Source organism: Bradyrhizobium sp. LA2.1 (genome assembly GCF_040547725.1).
Classification (GTDB): Bacteria; Pseudomonadota; Alphaproteobacteria; order Rhizobiales; family Xanthobacteraceae; genus Bradyrhizobium; species Bradyrhizobium barranii.
The window spans coordinates 46,015-61,397 of the sequence record NZ_JBEPQI010000023.1; the positions used below are offsets into that span (position 1 = coordinate 46,015).

Sequence of the window (15,383 nt, forward strand, 5' to 3'; positions counted from 1 at the left end):
GAACTACCGGTTTCCGTATTTTCCCGGAAGAGATTGGTAGTTAAAGCCGTTCAATCTTAAATCAAATCTCATCGTTCGCTCCGTAGATTGCCCGCGAACCGCGTATTGGCGGCAATATGGATCAGTCGATGCAAAAGCAGCGTTCGGTCGCCCGCATCCTCGGGGCGGTGGTTGGGTCTCTCGGTCTCGTTCTCGTCGTCATCTGTGCCTATGCGCTGAAGCTCGCGGTCACCCGCTACTCGGACAGCAACCGCATCGTCTCGCTCGCGATCGCCAGCCGCGACCTGACCAATACGCTCGTGATTTTCCGCCTGGAGCGCGGTGACACGCTGAGCTATCTGGCGTCGGCTGCCCCCGCGCCCGACAGCGTCATGAGCAGCCTCGCCGAGCAGCGAGCCACGGTGCAGAAGAACTACGCGCAGGCCTTGCAGAGCCTCGCCTCCGCTGAAGCGCCCGGTCTTGCCGAAAAGCTCGACAAGCTCCGCGGCATCTGGGCGCAGCTCGAGGAGTTGCGGCCGCGCGCGGTCACTGCGCTGAAGCAGGAGAAGGCGGCGCGTGACGCGAACCTGCAACCGAGCTGGGCCAAGATCAGCGACGCCTATATGGACGCGATCGGCGACGTCACCGCCCATGTCGACAACGCGATGACGCTGATCGATCCCGTGGTCGATCGCCTCCTGATCGCCAAGCAGGCCTCCTGGCAGGCCCGCGCCAATGCCGGCCAAACCATTCTGATCCAGTTCTCCTCGATCCTCGCCAACAAGACCTGGACCGCCGCCGATGGCGTCACCTTTGCCGATCTGCGCGGCCGCATCCAGCAGTCCTGGGTGGTCGTGCGCGATCTCAGCCCGAATGTGGCCTCGCCCGAGCTGTTGCAGGCGATCCGTAACGCCGAGCCGGAAATCTCCGGCGCGCTTAGCGACGAACGCAACGCCATTGCGACCAAGCTGCTCGCCGGCGAGCCCGCCGGCGTCGCAGGCATCGACTACCGCGATCGTCAGCTCGTCGGCGCCAACAATGTCGTCATGGTCACCCAAACCGCGCTCGCCAACATGATCTCGCGGGCCGAGGAGGGCGCCTCGCGCGCCCGCTTCAGCCTGATCCTGTTCGGCCTGCTGGTGCCGGCCTCGCTGGCGCTGACGATCGGCGGGCTGATGCTGATGCGCAACCGCGTCACCCGGCCGCTGACCGCGATCACCGGTGTCATGACCCGTTTCGCGGCGCATGATTTCGCCGGCGAGGTGCCGGGCCTCGGCCGCAACGACGAGATCGGCCGCATGGCCGCGGCGCTCCAGGTGTTCAAGGAAGCCATGATCAACGCCGAGCGCCTGTCCGGCGACCAGGCCGCCGAGCGCGCCGACAAGGAGAAGCGTGCATCCGAATTGTCCGGCCTCGTGCGGCAATTCGAGAGCCGCATCGGCCAGATGGTACAGACGCTGTCGAGCGCGTCGGGCGAGCTGGAGACGACCGCGCGCTCGATGTCGGGCACGGCGGCCGAGGCCCAGACCCAGGCCGGCTCGGCCTCGACCTTGGCCGACCAGGTCGGCGGCGGCGTGCAGACCGTGGCGGCCGCGGCGGAGGAGCTCAACGCCTCGATCCGCGAGATCAACCGTCAGGTCGAGCAGGCGACGCGCGCCACCGAGCAGGCGGTCGTCACCGTCAAGGAAACCGACAGCACCATGCGCGCGCTTGCCGACGGCGCCGATCGCATCGGCGAGGTTATCGGCCTCATCACCTCGATCGCCGGCCAGACCAATCTGCTGGCGCTGAACGCAACGATCGAGGCAGCCCGAGCCGGCGAGTCCGGCAGGGGTTTTGCGGTGGTGGCGAGCGAGGTGAAGAACCTGGCCTCCCAGACGGCGAAGGCGACCGAAGAGATCAGCGCCCAGATCACGGAGATCCAGGGGGCGACGCAGAAGGCGGTCTCGGCGATCGACGGCATCGTCAAGACCATCGAGGAGGTCTCGAGCATCAACCGCGTCATCGCCGCCGCCATCGAGGAGCAGAACAAGGCCACCGCCGAGATCGCAAACACCGTGCAGCACACGGCGGAAGCGACCTCGACTGTCACCCGCAACATCGCAACCGTGTCGTCAGCGGCGAACGAGACCGGCCGCGCCGCGTCCGGCGTGCTGAAGGCCGCCGCCAACCTGTCGAGCCAGTCGACCTCGCTGACGTCGGAGGTCGACGGCTTCATCAGTAAGGTGAGGGCGGTGGCGTAAGCTGGCGCGCGCTCTCCTTGGCCCCCAGAGACGGCGCTTCGCGCCGCGCTGAGGTAGCACAATCAACGAGGGCGATGCGCGCGGGCGGCGATTGCTTGCGCGCGCTCGAGCAGCGCTTCGGCTCGCTGCACGATCGGAATATCAATCATCTTGCCGTCGATGGCGAAGGATGCACGTCCCTCGGCGGCCGCTTGCTTGTTGAGCGCAACGACACGCTCGGCGTCCGCTACCTCCTTGGCGGAGGGGCTGAAACCCTCGTTGAGGATCGGCACCAGCGACGGATGGATACAGGCAGAGCCCACGAAGCCGAAGTCCGCCGAGCGCCTCACGATCCTTGTGTATCCTTCCAGGTCGGAGAAATCGGCGACCGAGCCAATAGTGCCGAGCGGCAAGATGCCGGCGGCGCGTGCTGCCTGCACGATCTGCTGCTTCGGCATCAGCAAGGTCTCTTCCGTCGGCTTTGCGCCGATGGCCGTCGCGTAGTCTTCCGCCCCCAGTGAAATGCCGGCCAGCCGCGGGATCGATCGCGCGATGTCATGGGCCCTGGCGAGTGGACCGGGCGCCTCGATCAGGCCGACGAACCAGATCTTGCCGATGGGCAATCCGCGCTCGATCTCCAGTCTGGTCACCATCTCGTCGAGCAGACGCAGATGCTCAGCGCCTTCGACCTTGGTGATCTTGATCGCGTCCACGCCGGCGATGACAGCCGCTTCCAGATCGGGCACCGCCAATTCGAGCGGCTGGTTGATCCGCACCATGACATCCGAACTTCCGGTGTCGCGAAAGCGCTTCACGATGCCCGGGATCAGCTTTCGAGCGTTGGCCTTTTCAGCCAGCGGCACGCTGTCCTCGAGATCGATGATCAGCGCGTCCGCGCCGCGCTCGACGGCCTTGACCACGAACCGCTCGACGTTCGCGGGTACGAACAGCGCAGAGCGCCAGACCGGGAATTTTCGTTCAACTGTCATGTGCTGGTTTCCTTCACAACGCCCGAGGCGAGGGCGGCATCGATGTCGTCAGGGCTGAGGCCGGCTTCGGCCAGGATGGTGCGGCTGTGCTGACCGAGGCGTGGCGCAGGCGTCCGGATGCTTCCGGGCGTCTCGGACAGGCGTACCGGGACGGCGTGCATCGGGAACGTTCCCATGTCCTCGTCGGGATAGTCGGCCAGCAGTCCCCGGGCCTGCACGTGGCGATCGTTCATCAAGCGGACGGTGTCGTTGACCGGACCGATCGTGACCTCGGCCGCCTCGAAGAAGGCGACGTTGTCGTCGACCGTTCGTGTCGCGATGAAATCGCCGATGATCTTGTCGAGTTCGGCGACATGGACGAGCCTCTGCTCGTTGGTCTTGAACTTTGGATCCTCGCAGAGCTCCGGGCGGCCGATCGAACGCAGCACGCGCATCGCCATGCCTTGCGTGGATGCCGACAGGCAAACCCAGCCGCCATCGAGCGTGCGGTAGACATTGCGCGGTACCGAGCCGCTCGAGCGGCTCCCGCTGCGCGGTTTGACCACGCCGGTCAAACGGTAATTTGCCGCCTGAGGCCCGAGCGAGTTGACGATCGGGTCGAGCAGCGGCAGGTCGATCACCTGTCCCTTTCCGCCGTTGATCTCGACTTCCCGCAGCGCCGCCATGGCTGCGAATGCTCCGGTGAGACCGGACAGGGCGTCGGCCAGATACATCGGGGGCAACACCGGCTCGCGATCAGGAAAGCCGTTCATCTCGGCGAAGCCGGAGAAGCCCTCCACCAGCGTCCCGAAGCCGGGCCGGCGATGATAGGGGCCGGTCTGCCCCCATCCCGATATGCGAACGATCACGAGCTTGGGCTCCAGCCGCAGCAGTTCCTCCGGCGAGAGCCCCATCTGCTCGAGCGTGCCGGGACGGAAACTCTCGACCAGCATCGCGGCGCCGGGAATCATCTTGCGGATCAGCGGCACCGCTTCGTCGTGACGGAATTCCAGGCAGATGCTGCGCTTGTTGCGCGAATGGATCTTCCAGTTGGTTTCGACACCCTTGGTGCGCCAGCCGCGCAGCGTATCGCCTTCGCGCGGCTCGACCTTGATGACGTCGGCGCCGAAGTCGGCGAGATGCTGGGTGAGCAGATTGCCCGCGACCAGCCTTGAGAGGTCGATGACGCGGAGCCCTGTCAGCGGGCCGCGGACACCGGGGGTGTAATCGGCCTGATGCAGTCCGCTTTCGGGAGAGGTGGCGTCAGTGGGATTTGCCATGGTTCCGTTCTGTAAACAGGATGCCGCCGGTGACAGGCAGCCACAGGCGCAACTGGCGGTCAGTCGTTGCCTCCTGGGTTTCGATGCGGATCTGATTTCCGCCGACGCTCAATCCGATTTGCCATCGGCCGCCAACATAGGAATGGCTGACCACGTCGGCTTCAACGATCGAACCTCCGATCGCCTGATCGTTGGCCGCCACCAGGCGCATCTGCTCGGGGCGATAGGCAAACGTGACCTTGTCGCCGAGGGATGGACGTTTGTCGGACTTGATCAGAACGCGCTGACCATCGGCGAGACTGACCAGTGTCTGTCCATCGCCGTCGGGCGCCCCGACCACGTCGCCGTTCAGGAAATTGGTCGTTCCGATGAAGTCGGCGACGAAACTGTCTGCCGGCCGCGTGTAGATCTCTTGGGGCGAGCCGATCTGGCTGATGCGGCCGCCATTCATGACCACGATGCGGTCGGACAGAGCCAGCGCTTCGACCTGGTCGTGCGTCACGTAGATCGTCGTCAGGCCGAGGCGCGTGCGCAGTTCGGCAAGCCAGGTCCGGGCGCGATCGCGCAGCTTTGCGTCGAGATTCGACAGGGGCTCGTCGAGCAGGAGGATTTCGGGCTGGTAGACCAACGTTCGCGCGAGCGCGACACGTTGCTGCTGGCCGCCCGAGAGCTGATGCGGATAGCGGTCCTGAAAGCGCTCCATCTCGACGAGAGCGAGACTCTCCTCGACGCGGCGCTTGCAGTCGGCGGTCGATACCTTGCGCAGCTTGAGCGGAAACACGACGTTGTCATAGACCGTCATGTGCGGCCACAAAGCGTAGCTCTGGAACACGAGCCCGCAATGGCGCGCTTCCGGCGGCAGGAAGATTCCCTTTTCGCCGTCGAAATAGGTCTTGTTGCCGACGCGGATGCGTCCGCTCGTCGGTTGATCCAGTCCGGCAATGGCGCCGAGCGTTGTTGACTTGCCGCACCCTGACGGCCCCAGCAGCGTGACGAACTCGCCATCGGCAACGTGGATGTTGACGTCGTCGATCGCTTTGACCGGTCCGTACCGCTTGTGTAGGTTCTCGATCAGCAACTCAGCCATAAAGCTTCACTCCGAGAAAAGTGCGCGCCGCCGTGACACAGACGCCGATCACCAGGATCTGGATGGTCGCCAGCGCGGACACCAGACCGACCTCGCCCTGCGTCCATGCCTGGAGCAGCGTGGTCCCGATCACTTCGCTGCCGGGTGCGAACAGGAAGATCGCTGTCGTGTATTCCTTGAAGAACGTGATGAAGAGGATGATGAAGCAGGCAACGAGTGCCGGCCGCAATAAAGGCAAAACGATGCGCCGGCTCGTCGTCCACCAGTCCGCGCCCTGCGTACGGGCGGCGCGATCGAAATCCGGGCTCATCTGCAACAACATCGGAGCAACCGCACCGAGCCCCACAGGAATGAAGTGCATCGTGAAGGCGGCAACCAGAATCCAGATCGTGTTTCGGAGGCCGCCCAGGCCTGGCACGAGCGCAAACGCGTAGAAGAAACCGATGCCGGCGACGACGCCGGGCACGGCACGGGGAAACAGCGCGACGTAGTGCAGCGCGCCGCGCCAGCGGAAGTCGGACCGCAGCACGATGATGGCGATCAGGGCGACCATCGCAGTGGCGACGACGCCACCGACCGAACTGACGATCAGCGAGTTCCAGATCGAACGCGGGTAGACCGGGTATTCGAGTATGTTGGCGAAGTTGCCGAGCGTCAGCACCTCGCTGATCGGCACCATCGGCGACAGCAGGCTCGTGAAGGCACGCAGCAGCAGCGCGCCGATCGGCATCACGACAGTTGCGGTGATGTAGATCGCCGAGACGATGCAAAGCGGCCAGCGCAGGTTGTTCAGGCGGAAAGGGCGCGGTCGCGTGGCCTTGCCGCCGAGCGTGACGAAGCGCCTTGTATTGCCGAGCAGGCGTCCTTGTAGCCACACCAACACGCAGACGACGGCAAGCATCAGCACGGCAGCCGTTGCCACCAGCCCGTGATCGGGGCGGGCCGACGCCACGCCGTTGTTGTAGAGGAACGTGGTCAGCACGGTGATGCCGGCGGGATCTCCGAACACCAGCGGAATCGCGAGGAGCTCCAGTCCCACAGTGAAGTTCAGCACGGCACTATAGGCGATCGCCGGCATGAGGAGCGGCAGCGTGATCCGCCACAAGGTCCTCAAGGTGCCGGCGCCGGTCACGCGCGCGGCTTCCTCCAAAGTCGGATCGGTGATCGAGGCCGACGACATGCAGTAGATGTAGGCGACCGGTGCTTGCGAGACGCCCGCGATCATCGCCATGCCCGGCAGCGAGTAGAGATTCCAGGGCGCGCCGTCGAAGATCGACTGAACCAGAAGCGTGAGGTAGCCGGCGGGTCCGTAGATCGTGTACCAGCCGAACGACAGTACCAGCGCCGAGAGATAGATCGGCCACAGGAAGAGCTCGCCAAACAACCGCGCAAACGGCATGTCGGTGCGGCCGAACAGCACCGCCGCCAGCGTGCCCAGCGTCTGCGAAATCACGGTGGTGAGGGTGGCGAACACGAACGTGTTCCAGATGACGAGCGCGAAGCCGTCGGTGCGAAGCAGGCGCCCGAAATTGCCCAGCGTCAGTTGCTGGCCGGAATCGTAGAGCGCACGATCCAGGAAAGATTGATAGAGAACGGGCAGGAGAGGCGCTGCGATCAGGACAATTGTCAGCAGCGCCATGCCGTACTGGATGACGGTATCGCGGCCGGGCAGCGGCTTCGGCAAGGCGTCCGCGGCCGACGAGCCCAGCGCGCTGCTTGCGTCAAGCGACATTGAAGGTCTTTTTCCAGCGCGCGAGGAAGCTGTCGTAGTCCCGCACCGCGTCCCGATCGTAGCCGATGTAGCAGATGTTCTGCTCGCCGACGGCTTCCACGATCGACGAGTAGGTGTGGCGGATTCCGTCGCCCGGCTTCACACCGGGGCGTGCCGGCGTCAGGCCGCCCCGTCCGAATGCGCGCTGACCGTCCTCCGAGACGACGTAGTCGAGCATCAGTTTTGCTGCGTTGACGTTCTTCGATCCCTTCGGAATCGCGATGCCACGCAGCACGACCGGCTGACCGTCTCCGATGAAGCTCCAGCCGAGGATCTTTGCCCGCGCCGGATCGTTCAGGCGCGGCCAGAAGGTGATGGCCGAAACGAAGAAGCCCATGGTGTATTCGCCGGAGGTGACCTTCTCGGTCATTGGGCCGCCGGAACGCTCGAATCGGGGCGAAAGCTTCGCAAGTTGGGCGAACCAGTCCCAGGCCTTTTCGCCGTGCTTCTTCACGAACGCGTAGCTGATGCCGTAGCCGAATGTTGTTTGATGCACGCCGTAGCTGGTGATGCGGTTGCGCCAGGTCTTCTCGTTTGCGACCGCAAGCTCGACGAACTCGGCAAGTGTCTTGGGACGCTTGCCGTCGGCCACCAGCGTGTTGTTCCAGATCAACGCCATGGGGTCGGAGGAGACGGTGTAGACGCCGGGAAACGGCTTTGACCAATCCGGCCAGGCCTTCGCTTCAGGCGATACGTAGTCGAGGACTTCACCGCGCTCCTGGAAATCGATCCATCCGCCCGGATCGGCTGTCGCGATGAGGTCGCAGGTGCGGCTGTTGGTGCTCCGCTCGGCCAGATATCGCTCGAAGCTCTCGCGGGAGGCGGGGAGATCCAGGGTCTCGACCTTGATCTTCGGGTAGAGCTTGTTGAAGCCCTCGATCACGGGACGCCAGTTTTCCGGCGACATAATCGAGTAAATGAGGAGGCTGCCCTCGTTATGGGCGTCGTCGATGATCTTCTGATAATTCTCAGGATACCCGTTCGGCGCCGCCTGGGCCGTGCCCCGGAGCCCCATCGTGGCGCCGAGAACCGACATCACCATTAAGCTTCTACGATCGATGCCGGACATCTACTGTTCCTCCCGTCGTCGCGATTTGTTATGCACATTTATTGGCGCCAATTTGTGCGCAATAGTTGTGGTGAGTCAAGCGCTCCAAAAAGGGAAGCAGCCATGAAAGTACGGAAGGAGCAGAAGAGGCTGTTGGCGGCTGAAATCGGTGCCGCCATCCTGCAAGGCGACTACCGGCCAGGCGAATGGTTGCGCCAGATCGACCTGGAAGAAGCCTTCGCTGCCAAACGGTTTGACGTCCGGAGTGCGCTGACCCAGCTTGCCGCAAGCGGGATGGTGACGCATGTCGAAAATCGCGGATACCGGGTCGCGCAACCCGACTTGAACGTCGTTCGCGAGATATTGGCGATCCGCACGCTGCTCGAAGTTGAAGCGGCAAGGCAGGCGCTACCGAATATCGGCCCCGACGAACTCAAGAAGATCAAGCAGGCTCAGCAAATCTTCGAAGATGCTGTGGCGCGCGGCAGCAAGGCGGATCAGGCAAATACCAACGCAGCCTTTCACGATGAGATCTATCGCCATGCAGCGAACCAATCGCTCGCCAGCCTCATCGTGGAAATCAGAAATCGCGCCAGACCGGGGCCGATTGCTTTGTGGCCTTCGAACGCCGAGCTGCAGAGAAGTGCTGCACACCATGTCGAGATCGTCGATGCGATCGAGTCTCGCGATCTCGCTGCGCTCGTTGCAGCAGTGCGACGACACATCGTCGAATCCGGCGCCAACTATCCGGCGCGCGATCTCGGTCCGGTCAAGAAAGCCTCGGCAGCCTCCGATTGACTAGGAGTGGCGAAGCCAATCTGTTGAGGGCCTGTCAGGAGCAGCGCACGGAGTAGGCCTGCCTCAATTCGCGCCCCCCGCCGGGATCGGCTCCATCCCGCTTGCGATGATCGCTTCGCGCGCGGCGGGGGAGGCGAGGAATTTTATGAGGGCACGGCCGGCTTCGGGCTCCTTCGAACCGGCCGCGATTCCGGCCGAGAAGATCGTGATCTTCTGCAATTCGTTCGGCAGCGGTCCCACGATATCGATGCCCTTCACGGGCTTCAGCTCGCTGATCTGCTGGAAGCCGAGCTCGGCCTCGCCGTGCGCGACGATCTCGCCGACGGGTGTTGCCGGAATCTTTCGTGCCTTGTCCTTCATGACGTCGGCGATGCCGAGCTTGTCGAACATCTCGGTCGAGACGTAGACGCCGCTGGCGCTATCGGAATAGGCGATCGTCTTCGCTGCCAGCAGCGCGCGCTTGACCGCCTCCACCGAGCCGATGTCCGGCTTCGGCGCACCCGATTTCACGGCAACGCCGATCGGCGATCTGGTGAGGTCGACCTGGCTGCCGGCCACGACCTTGCCCTTGCCGGCGAGGTCGGTGAGGGCATAGCCCACCATGATCAGGACATCGGCGGGTTCGCCGCGCTCCAGCCGGACCGGGATCGCATTGGTGGTCGTCCCCATCGACGGCCCATATTCCGTCAGCACTTTGTTGCCGGTGGCCTTCTCGAATTCCGGCAAGAGCGCCTTGTAGGCAGCCGTCAATCCGCCCGAGATCATCACATGGACCTCGGCAGCTTCGGCCGCGCCGGTCAGCCACAGGACGGTCAGAACGCCGAAGGCAATGTTGCGGAATGTTGCTGATATCGATGTCATCGTCATTCGTCTCCAACTAACCCCGTCCGCGATACGGCGCGACGCCTTGCTCCGGCACCCACAATCCCTTCGGCACGCGGCCGGTCTGCCAGAACACGTCGATCGGGATGCCGCCGCGCGGATACCAGTAGCCGCCGATGCGCAAGAACTTCGGCTTGATCTCGCTCGCGATGCGCTTGCCGATCATCACGGTGCAGTCCTCATGGAATGCGCCGTGATTGCGAAAGCTCGCGATGTAGAGCTTGAGCGACTTCGACTCCAGCAGCCACGGGCCGGGCGCGTAATCGATCATCAGATGCGCGAAATCCGGTTGTCCCGTGACCGGGCAGAGCGAGGTGAATTCCGGCACGGTGAAGCGCACCAGATAGTCCGTGCCCTTTTGCGGATTGGGCACGCGGTCGAGCTGGGCTTCTTCCGGTGTGTGCGGCCACTCGACCGCGCGGCCGAGCTGGAGGGATTTCTTCGCCATCGTCGTCACATCCTGTTCGAGCATGATCCGGAAAAGTGGGCACCGGTTTTCCGAAAGATCATGCTCAACTAAAAAACCGGAGCGCGATAAGATCGCGCTCCAGAGGATGCCGGGATGGACGCAAATGTCGCCGTCGTCAACCAGCCGCGATCGTCTGGATCATGACGATCCGGTCGTTGCCGGACTCGCAGCCCCACAGCTCGCCCGGGCGGCCGTCGAGCTGGCGCACATTGGCATTGGCCTTGTCGCTGGCGAAAACGTTGAACCGCTCGGTCGTGGGATCGAAGCGGACGATGGCATTGGCGGAGAAATCGGTCAGCCAGACCTTGTCCTTGTCGTCGACATAGACGGCATAGGTGCGAGGGCGATCGCCCGGCAGCTTCCAGGTTTTCCAGGAGCCGTTGGCGGGATCGTGCACCGAGACGTGACCGCTGTTCCACTCGCTGACCCAGATCCGGCTTTGCGAATCTGACCAGACCCGCCGCGACCCCTGGCTCGGCGTCGGCGGCTCGACAATGGCGGCATTGCCGGTCGCAAGATCAATCTTCGCGATATGGCTGCCGGCCAGCGAGGCGTACCAGACCTCACCCTTGGGCGTCACCGCGATGCCGTAGGGGCCAACACCCCTGGGCGCCCTGAACACGTCCATCTCGCCCGATCCCGGCTTGAGCCGGCCGTAATAGCCGGACTGGCCGGTGAACCAGTAGGTGCCTTCCTTGTCGAACACGCCGGTGTTGAGATTGGCGGAGGCGAACTTTTCGGGCAGGCGGAACAGCGTGACCTTGAGATCGCCCGGATCGACCCGGGCGATCGCGTTCTGGCCGCCCTCGGTGATCCAGGGGGCACCGTCGGGGCCGATCGTCACGCCGTGCGGTGCGGCGCCCTGGCCGAGGCTGACTGTCTTGAAACTGCCATCCCGGGGGTCGAGCCTGCCCAGCATGCCCTTGCCCTGCGCCGTGAACCAGACTGTGCCGTCGCGAGCGGGGGCGAGGTCGTGCAGGCCGATGCCGGCGCTGATGGGGAAATATTTTGTCCGGAACAGGCCTTCCTGCGCAAAACTTGGGCGGACGGCGAGGAGGGCGGCGCTCGAGGCAAGAAACTGGCGGCGGTTCATGGCGTTACCCCGACTGTTTCAGATTGAGGTTGGACGCGCAGAGCAGGCGACTTCAAGGATAGTCCGAGCCCGCTCACGCGTCAGTCGAAGCACGCCGTCCGAGCGTTCACATTTGCTTGCGGCCCGTGTAAGACCCCCGGCACCGATCAGCCCTAACGAACGGAAGTGCACATCATGACCGCCATCATCGACATCATCGGCCGCGAAATTCTCGACAGCCGTGGCAATCCCACCGTCGAGGTCGACGTCGTGCTGGAAGATGGTGCGCTCGGCCGTGCCGCGGTGCCGTCGGGCGCCTCCACCGGCGCCCATGAGGCGGTGGAACTGCGCGATGGCGACAAGGCCCGCTATCTCGGCAAGGGCGTCACCAAGGCCGTCGGCGCCGTCAATGGCGAGATCTTCGAGGCCCTGAGCGGCCTCGATGCCGAGCAGCAGGCCCAGATCGACCAGATCATGATCGACCTCGACGGCACGCCGAACAAGAGCCGGCTGGGCGCCAATGCCATCCTCGGCGTCTCGCTTGCCTGCGCCAAGGCTGCCGCAAACTCGCTCGACATGCCGCTCTATCGTTACGTCGGCGGCACCTCGGCGCGTCTGTTGCCGGTGCCGATGATGAACATCATCAATGGCGGCGTGCATGCCGACAATCCGATCGACTTCCAGGAGTTCATGATCCTCCCCGTGGGCGCGTCGTCCTTTGCCGAGGGCCTGCGCTACGGCGCGGAGGTGTTCCACACCCTGAAGTCGGAATTGAAGAAGGCCGGCCACAACACCAATGTCGGCGACGAGGGCGGTTTCGCCCCGAACCTGCCGTCGGCGGACGCCGCGCTCGAATTCGTCATGAACGCGATCGGCAAGGCCGGCTACAAGGCCGGAACCGACATCGTGATCGGCCTCGACTGCGCCTCGACCGAGTTCTTCAAGGACGGCAAATACGTCTATGAAGGCGAGGGCAAGACCCGCTCGATCTCCGAGCAGGCCAAGTACCTCGCAGACCTGGTGTCGCGCTATCCGATCGTGACCATCGAGGACGGCATGTCGGAAGACGACATGGACGGCTGGAAGGAGCTCACCGACCTCATCGGCAAGAAGTGCCAGCTTGTCGGCGACGATCTCTTCGTCACCAACGTCAAGCGCCTGGCCGAAGGCATCAAGGCCGGCCGCGCCAATTCGATCCTGATCAAGGTCAACCAGATCGGTACGCTGACCGAGACGCTCGCTGCCGTCGAGATGGCGCACAAGGCCGGCTATACCTCGGTGATGTCGCACCGCTCCGGCGAGACCGAGGATTCCACCATCGCCGACCTCGCGGTCGCCACCAATTGCGGGCAGATCAAGACCGGCTCCCTTGCGCGTTCCGACCGCACCGCCAAATACAATCAGCTCCTGCGCATCGAGCAACAGCTCGGCAAGCAGGCGCTCTACGGCGGCAAGGCGGCATTGAAGGCGCTGGCATAAGCCGGCGCTCCAGCTAGGACAGGGGAGGATCGACATGAGCGACGGCAAGACCGGACTGCAACTGCGTTCGCTGATCAAGAAGAGCGGTGAACTGGAAATCTCGCTCGTCGACGTGCCGACTCCCGAGCCCGCCGCGGACGAGGTCGTCGTCCGCGTCGAGGCGGCGCCGATCAACCCGTCCGACCTCGGCCTTCTCGTCGGCGCGGCCGATATGAGCACGGCGAAGGCGTCCGGCACCAAGGACGCTCCCGTCATCACCGCGAAGGTGCCGGAGGGCGCGATGCGGGCGATGGCCGGCCGGCTCGACGAAGCCATGCCGGTTGGTAACGAAGGCGCGGGCGTCGTCATCAAGACCGGCTCGTCCGATGCCGCGAAAGCATTGATGGGCAAGACCGTCGCGATGATCGGCGGAGCGATGTACGCGCAGTACCGCACGCTGAAAGTGCGCGAGTGCCTGCCGCTGCCGGCGGGCACCACGCCGGCCGAAGGCGCCTCCTGCTTCGTCAATCCGCTCACGGCGCTCGGCATGACGGAGACCATGCGGCGCGAGGGGCACAAGGCGCTGGTGCACACCGCGGCCGCCTCCAATCTCGGCCAGATGCTGAACAAGATCTGCATCAAGGACGGCATTCCGCTGGTCAACATCGTGCGCAGCAAGGAGCAGGCCGACATCCTGCACAAGATCGGCGCCAAACACGTCGTCGACTCCACCGCACCGAGCTTCCTCGGCGATCTCACCAATGCGCTGGTCGAGACCGGCGCCACCATCGCCTTCGATGCCATCGGCGGCGGCAAGCTGGCCGGCGACATCCTCAACTGCATGGAAGCCGCGATCAACAAGACCGCCGAGGAATACAGCCGCTACGGCTCCAACGTGCACAAGCAGGTCTACGTCTATGGCGCGCTCGACATCCGCCCGATCGAGCTGCCGCGCGGCTTCGGCATGGCCTGGGGCGTCGGCGGCTGGTTGCTGTTTCCGTTCCTGATGAAGATCGGGCAGGCGGACGGAGCTAGGCTGCGCCAGCGCGTCGTCGACGAATTGAAGACGACGTTCGCCAGCCACTACACCAAGGTGGTGTCGCTTCAGGAGGCGCTCGATCCCGCCAACATCGCGGTCTACGCCAAACGGGCCACCGGCGAAAAATTCCTCATCAACCCAAATAAATCTTCGTGATGTGCCACGGCACACCATCCAAAGAAGGACTTGCCTTCTGAGCGAAGCGCGGGAACATTTGCGCCGCAATTGAAAGCGGGGCAACCGCAAGCAAAGAAGGGGACACTTCCATGACTGATCTGAATCGCCGCGACCTGCTCGCGGGCGCTGTCGCTATGGGCGCGGCGGCCGTAACCGGACTTGGACCGACCACTGCCAGTGCCTCGGTGCCGCCAAGCGGGGCGCAGGCGCCCGGCTTCTATCGCTACAAGGTCGGCAGCTACGAGTGCACCTCGATCAACGACGGGGCGCGCACCTTCCCGATGCCGGACAAGTTCGTGGTCAACCTGCCGAAGGAGGAAGCGCTGGCCGCAGGCGAGGCGGCGTACATGCCGAAGGGCATGGTCACGGTGCCGTTCAATCCGCAGCTCATCAACACCGGCTCCAAGCTGGTCCTAATCGACACCGGCAACGGCGTTGCCAATCTCGAGCCGAGCAAGGGCGCGGTCGGCCGTACGCTGCAGAACCTCGCCGCTGCCGGCGTCGACCCGAAGCACATCGACGTCGTGCTGCTGTCGCATCTCCATCCTGATCACACCAACGGCATTCGTCTCGCCGACGGCGCGCTCGCGTTCCCGAATGCGGAGATCATGGTGCCGGCGAAGGATTGGGAGTTCTGGGCGAGCGACGAGAATGCGGCCAAGGCTCCGAACGACATGACGAAGAACTACTTCGCCAACGTGAAGAAGACCTTTGCCGGCCTCGAATCCAAAGTCACGAAATACGAGTGGGGCAAGGAGGTCGCCCCGGGCATCACCTCGATCGCGACGCCCGGCCATACGCCGGGGCATACCTCGTTCGCGGTGGCCTCTGGCGACAGGAAGGTGCTGATCCAATCTGACGTCACCAACATTCCGGAGTTCTTCCTGCGCAATCCGGATTGGCACGTGGCGTTCGACAACGATGCCGCGCTGGCGCAGGCCACCCGCCACAAATTCTACGACATGGCGGCAGCCGAGAAGGCGACCGTGATCGGCTTCCACTTCACCTTCCCCTCGGTGGGGCATGTCGAGAAGGACGGCGCGAAATACCGCCTGATCCCGTCGGCCTGGAATCCGACGATCTGAACCGAGCCAGGGGTTTGCGAGAAACGTCAGGCCGCCTTCGGGCGGCCT

The 15,383-nt window shown here is 64.0% G+C and carries 13 protein-coding genes; 5 read left to right on the top strand and 8 right to left on the bottom strand.

The features are described from left to right. Window positions 1-128 precede the first annotated feature (128 nt). Window positions 129-2,222, top strand: a complete 2,094-nt coding sequence (locus tag ABIB95_RS34370; protein WP_354246122.1) for a methyl-accepting chemotaxis protein — start codon at window positions 129-131, stop codon at window positions 2,220-2,222. A gap of 62 nt (window positions 2,223-2,284) precedes the next feature. On the opposite strand, the gene ABIB95_RS34375 is transcribed toward ABIB95_RS34370, so the two are convergent. Genes ABIB95_RS34375 through ABIB95_RS34395 form a run of 5 tightly spaced genes read right to left on the bottom strand, consistent with a single transcriptional unit; the run spans window position 2,285 to window position 8,376 of the window. After that, complete coding sequence (locus ABIB95_RS34375) at window positions 2,285-3,190, bottom strand: HpcH/HpaI aldolase/citrate lyase family protein (protein ID WP_063983068.1); 906 nt, start codon at window positions 3,188-3,190, stop codon at window positions 2,285-2,287. Further along, window positions 3,187-4,449: a CaiB/BaiF CoA transferase family protein gene (locus ABIB95_RS34380; protein WP_028156065.1), complete on the bottom strand. Its 1,263-nt coding sequence runs from the start codon at window positions 4,447-4,449 to the stop codon at window positions 3,187-3,189. The genes ABIB95_RS34375 and ABIB95_RS34380 overlap by 4 nt, the downstream gene beginning before the upstream one ends. Then, complete coding sequence (locus tag ABIB95_RS34385; protein ID WP_247305193.1) at window positions 4,433-5,536, bottom strand: ABC transporter ATP-binding protein; 1,104 nt, start codon at window positions 5,534-5,536, stop codon at window positions 4,433-4,435. Before ABIB95_RS34385 ends, ABIB95_RS34380 begins: the two co-directional genes overlap by 17 nt. Beyond that, window positions 5,529-7,268 carry an ABC transporter permease gene (locus ABIB95_RS34390; RefSeq protein ID WP_354246127.1) on the bottom strand — a complete coding sequence of 580 codons (1,740 nt, stop codon included), beginning with the start codon at window positions 7,266-7,268 and terminating at the stop codon, window positions 5,529-5,531. The genes ABIB95_RS34385 and ABIB95_RS34390 overlap by 8 nt, the downstream gene beginning before the upstream one ends. Continuing rightward, window positions 7,258-8,376 (bottom strand): ABC transporter substrate-binding protein, encoded by a 1,119-nt coding sequence (locus ABIB95_RS34395; protein ID WP_224517275.1) that lies wholly within the window; start codon window positions 8,374-8,376, stop codon window positions 7,258-7,260. Before ABIB95_RS34395 ends, ABIB95_RS34390 begins: the two co-directional genes overlap by 11 nt. A gap of 102 nt (window positions 8,377-8,478) precedes the next feature. On the opposite strand from ABIB95_RS34395, the gene ABIB95_RS34400 reads away from it, so the two are divergent. After that, window positions 8,479-9,153, top strand: a complete 675-nt coding sequence (locus tag ABIB95_RS34400) for a GntR family transcriptional regulator (RefSeq protein WP_208071202.1) — start codon at window positions 8,479-8,481, stop codon at window positions 9,151-9,153. 63 nt (window positions 9,154-9,216) lie between these two features. Here the strand turns inward: ABIB95_RS34400 and ABIB95_RS34405 are convergent, their stop codons facing one another. From ABIB95_RS34405 to ABIB95_RS34415, 3 genes are all read right to left on the bottom strand, one after another. Next, the gene (locus tag ABIB95_RS34405; protein ID WP_354246130.1) at window positions 9,217-10,014 is read right to left on the bottom strand and encodes a substrate-binding domain-containing protein; all 798 of its coding nucleotides are present in this window, start codon (window positions 10,012-10,014) and stop codon (window positions 9,217-9,219) included. A gap of 16 nt (window positions 10,015-10,030) precedes the next feature. Further along, a complete protein-coding gene (gene queF / locus ABIB95_RS34410; RefSeq protein ID WP_041960296.1) occupies window positions 10,031-10,507 on the bottom strand; it encodes a preQ(1) synthase in 477 nt (158 codons plus the stop codon). Window positions 10,508-10,619: 112 nt separating this feature from the next. Then, window positions 10,620-11,597 carry a Vgb family protein gene (locus tag ABIB95_RS34415; RefSeq protein ID WP_354246133.1) on the bottom strand — a complete coding sequence of 326 codons (978 nt, stop codon included), beginning with the start codon at window positions 11,595-11,597 and terminating at the stop codon, window positions 10,620-10,622. A gap of 174 nt (window positions 11,598-11,771) precedes the next feature. On the opposite strand from ABIB95_RS34415, the gene eno reads away from it, so the two are divergent. From eno to ABIB95_RS34430, 3 genes are all read left to right on the top strand, one after another. After that, window positions 11,772-13,055 (top strand): phosphopyruvate hydratase, encoded by a 1,284-nt coding sequence (gene eno, locus ABIB95_RS34420; RefSeq protein WP_085404746.1) that lies wholly within the window; start codon window positions 11,772-11,774, stop codon window positions 13,053-13,055. A gap of 34 nt (window positions 13,056-13,089) precedes the next feature. After that, a complete protein-coding gene (locus ABIB95_RS34425) occupies window positions 13,090-14,229 on the top strand; it encodes a zinc-binding dehydrogenase (protein ID WP_354246135.1) in 1,140 nt (379 codons plus the stop codon). A 110-nt stretch (window positions 14,230-14,339) separates the two neighbouring features. After that, on the top strand, window positions 14,340-15,335 hold the full coding sequence (locus tag ABIB95_RS34430) for an MBL fold metallo-hydrolase (RefSeq protein ID WP_063983075.1): 996 nt from the start codon (window positions 14,340-14,342) through the stop codon (window positions 15,333-15,335). Window positions 15,336-15,383 lie beyond the last annotated feature (48 nt).

Bases quoted from the DNA above. Each gene is read 5' to 3' on its own strand.
- ABIB95_RS34370 (WP_354246122.1), top strand. From the start codon at position 129: ATGCAAAAGCAGCGTTCGGTCGCCCGCATCCTCGGGGCGGTGGTTGGG.
- ABIB95_RS34375 (WP_063983068.1), bottom strand. From the start codon at position 3,190: ATGACAGTTGAACGAAAATTCCCGGTCTGGCGCTCTGCGCTGTTCGTA.
- ABIB95_RS34380 (WP_028156065.1), bottom strand. From the start codon at position 4,449: ATGGCAAATCCCACTGACGCCACCTCTCCCGAAAGCGGACTGCATCAG.
- ABIB95_RS34385 (WP_247305193.1), bottom strand. From the start codon at position 5,536: ATGGCTGAGTTGCTGATCGAGAACCTACACAAGCGGTACGGACCGGTC.
- ABIB95_RS34390 (WP_354246127.1), bottom strand. From the start codon at position 7,268: ATGTCGCTTGACGCAAGCAGCGCGCTGGGCTCGTCGGCCGCGGACGCC.
- ABIB95_RS34395 (WP_224517275.1), bottom strand. From the start codon at position 8,376: ATGTCCGGCATCGATCGTAGAAGCTTAATGGTGATGTCGGTTCTCGGC.
- ABIB95_RS34400 (WP_208071202.1), top strand. From the start codon at position 8,479: ATGAAAGTACGGAAGGAGCAGAAGAGGCTGTTGGCGGCTGAAATCGGT.
- ABIB95_RS34405 (WP_354246130.1), bottom strand. From the start codon at position 10,014: ATGACATCGATATCAGCAACATTCCGCAACATTGCCTTCGGCGTTCTG.
- queF (WP_041960296.1), bottom strand. From the start codon at position 10,507: ATGCTCGAACAGGATGTGACGACGATGGCGAAGAAATCCCTCCAGCTC.
- ABIB95_RS34415 (WP_354246133.1), bottom strand. From the start codon at position 11,597: ATGAACCGCCGCCAGTTTCTTGCCTCGAGCGCCGCCCTCCTCGCCGTC.
- eno (WP_085404746.1), top strand. From the start codon at position 11,772: ATGACCGCCATCATCGACATCATCGGCCGCGAAATTCTCGACAGCCGT.
- ABIB95_RS34425 (WP_354246135.1), top strand. From the start codon at position 13,090: ATGAGCGACGGCAAGACCGGACTGCAACTGCGTTCGCTGATCAAGAAG.
- ABIB95_RS34430 (WP_063983075.1), top strand. From the start codon at position 14,340: ATGACTGATCTGAATCGCCGCGACCTGCTCGCGGGCGCTGTCGCTATG.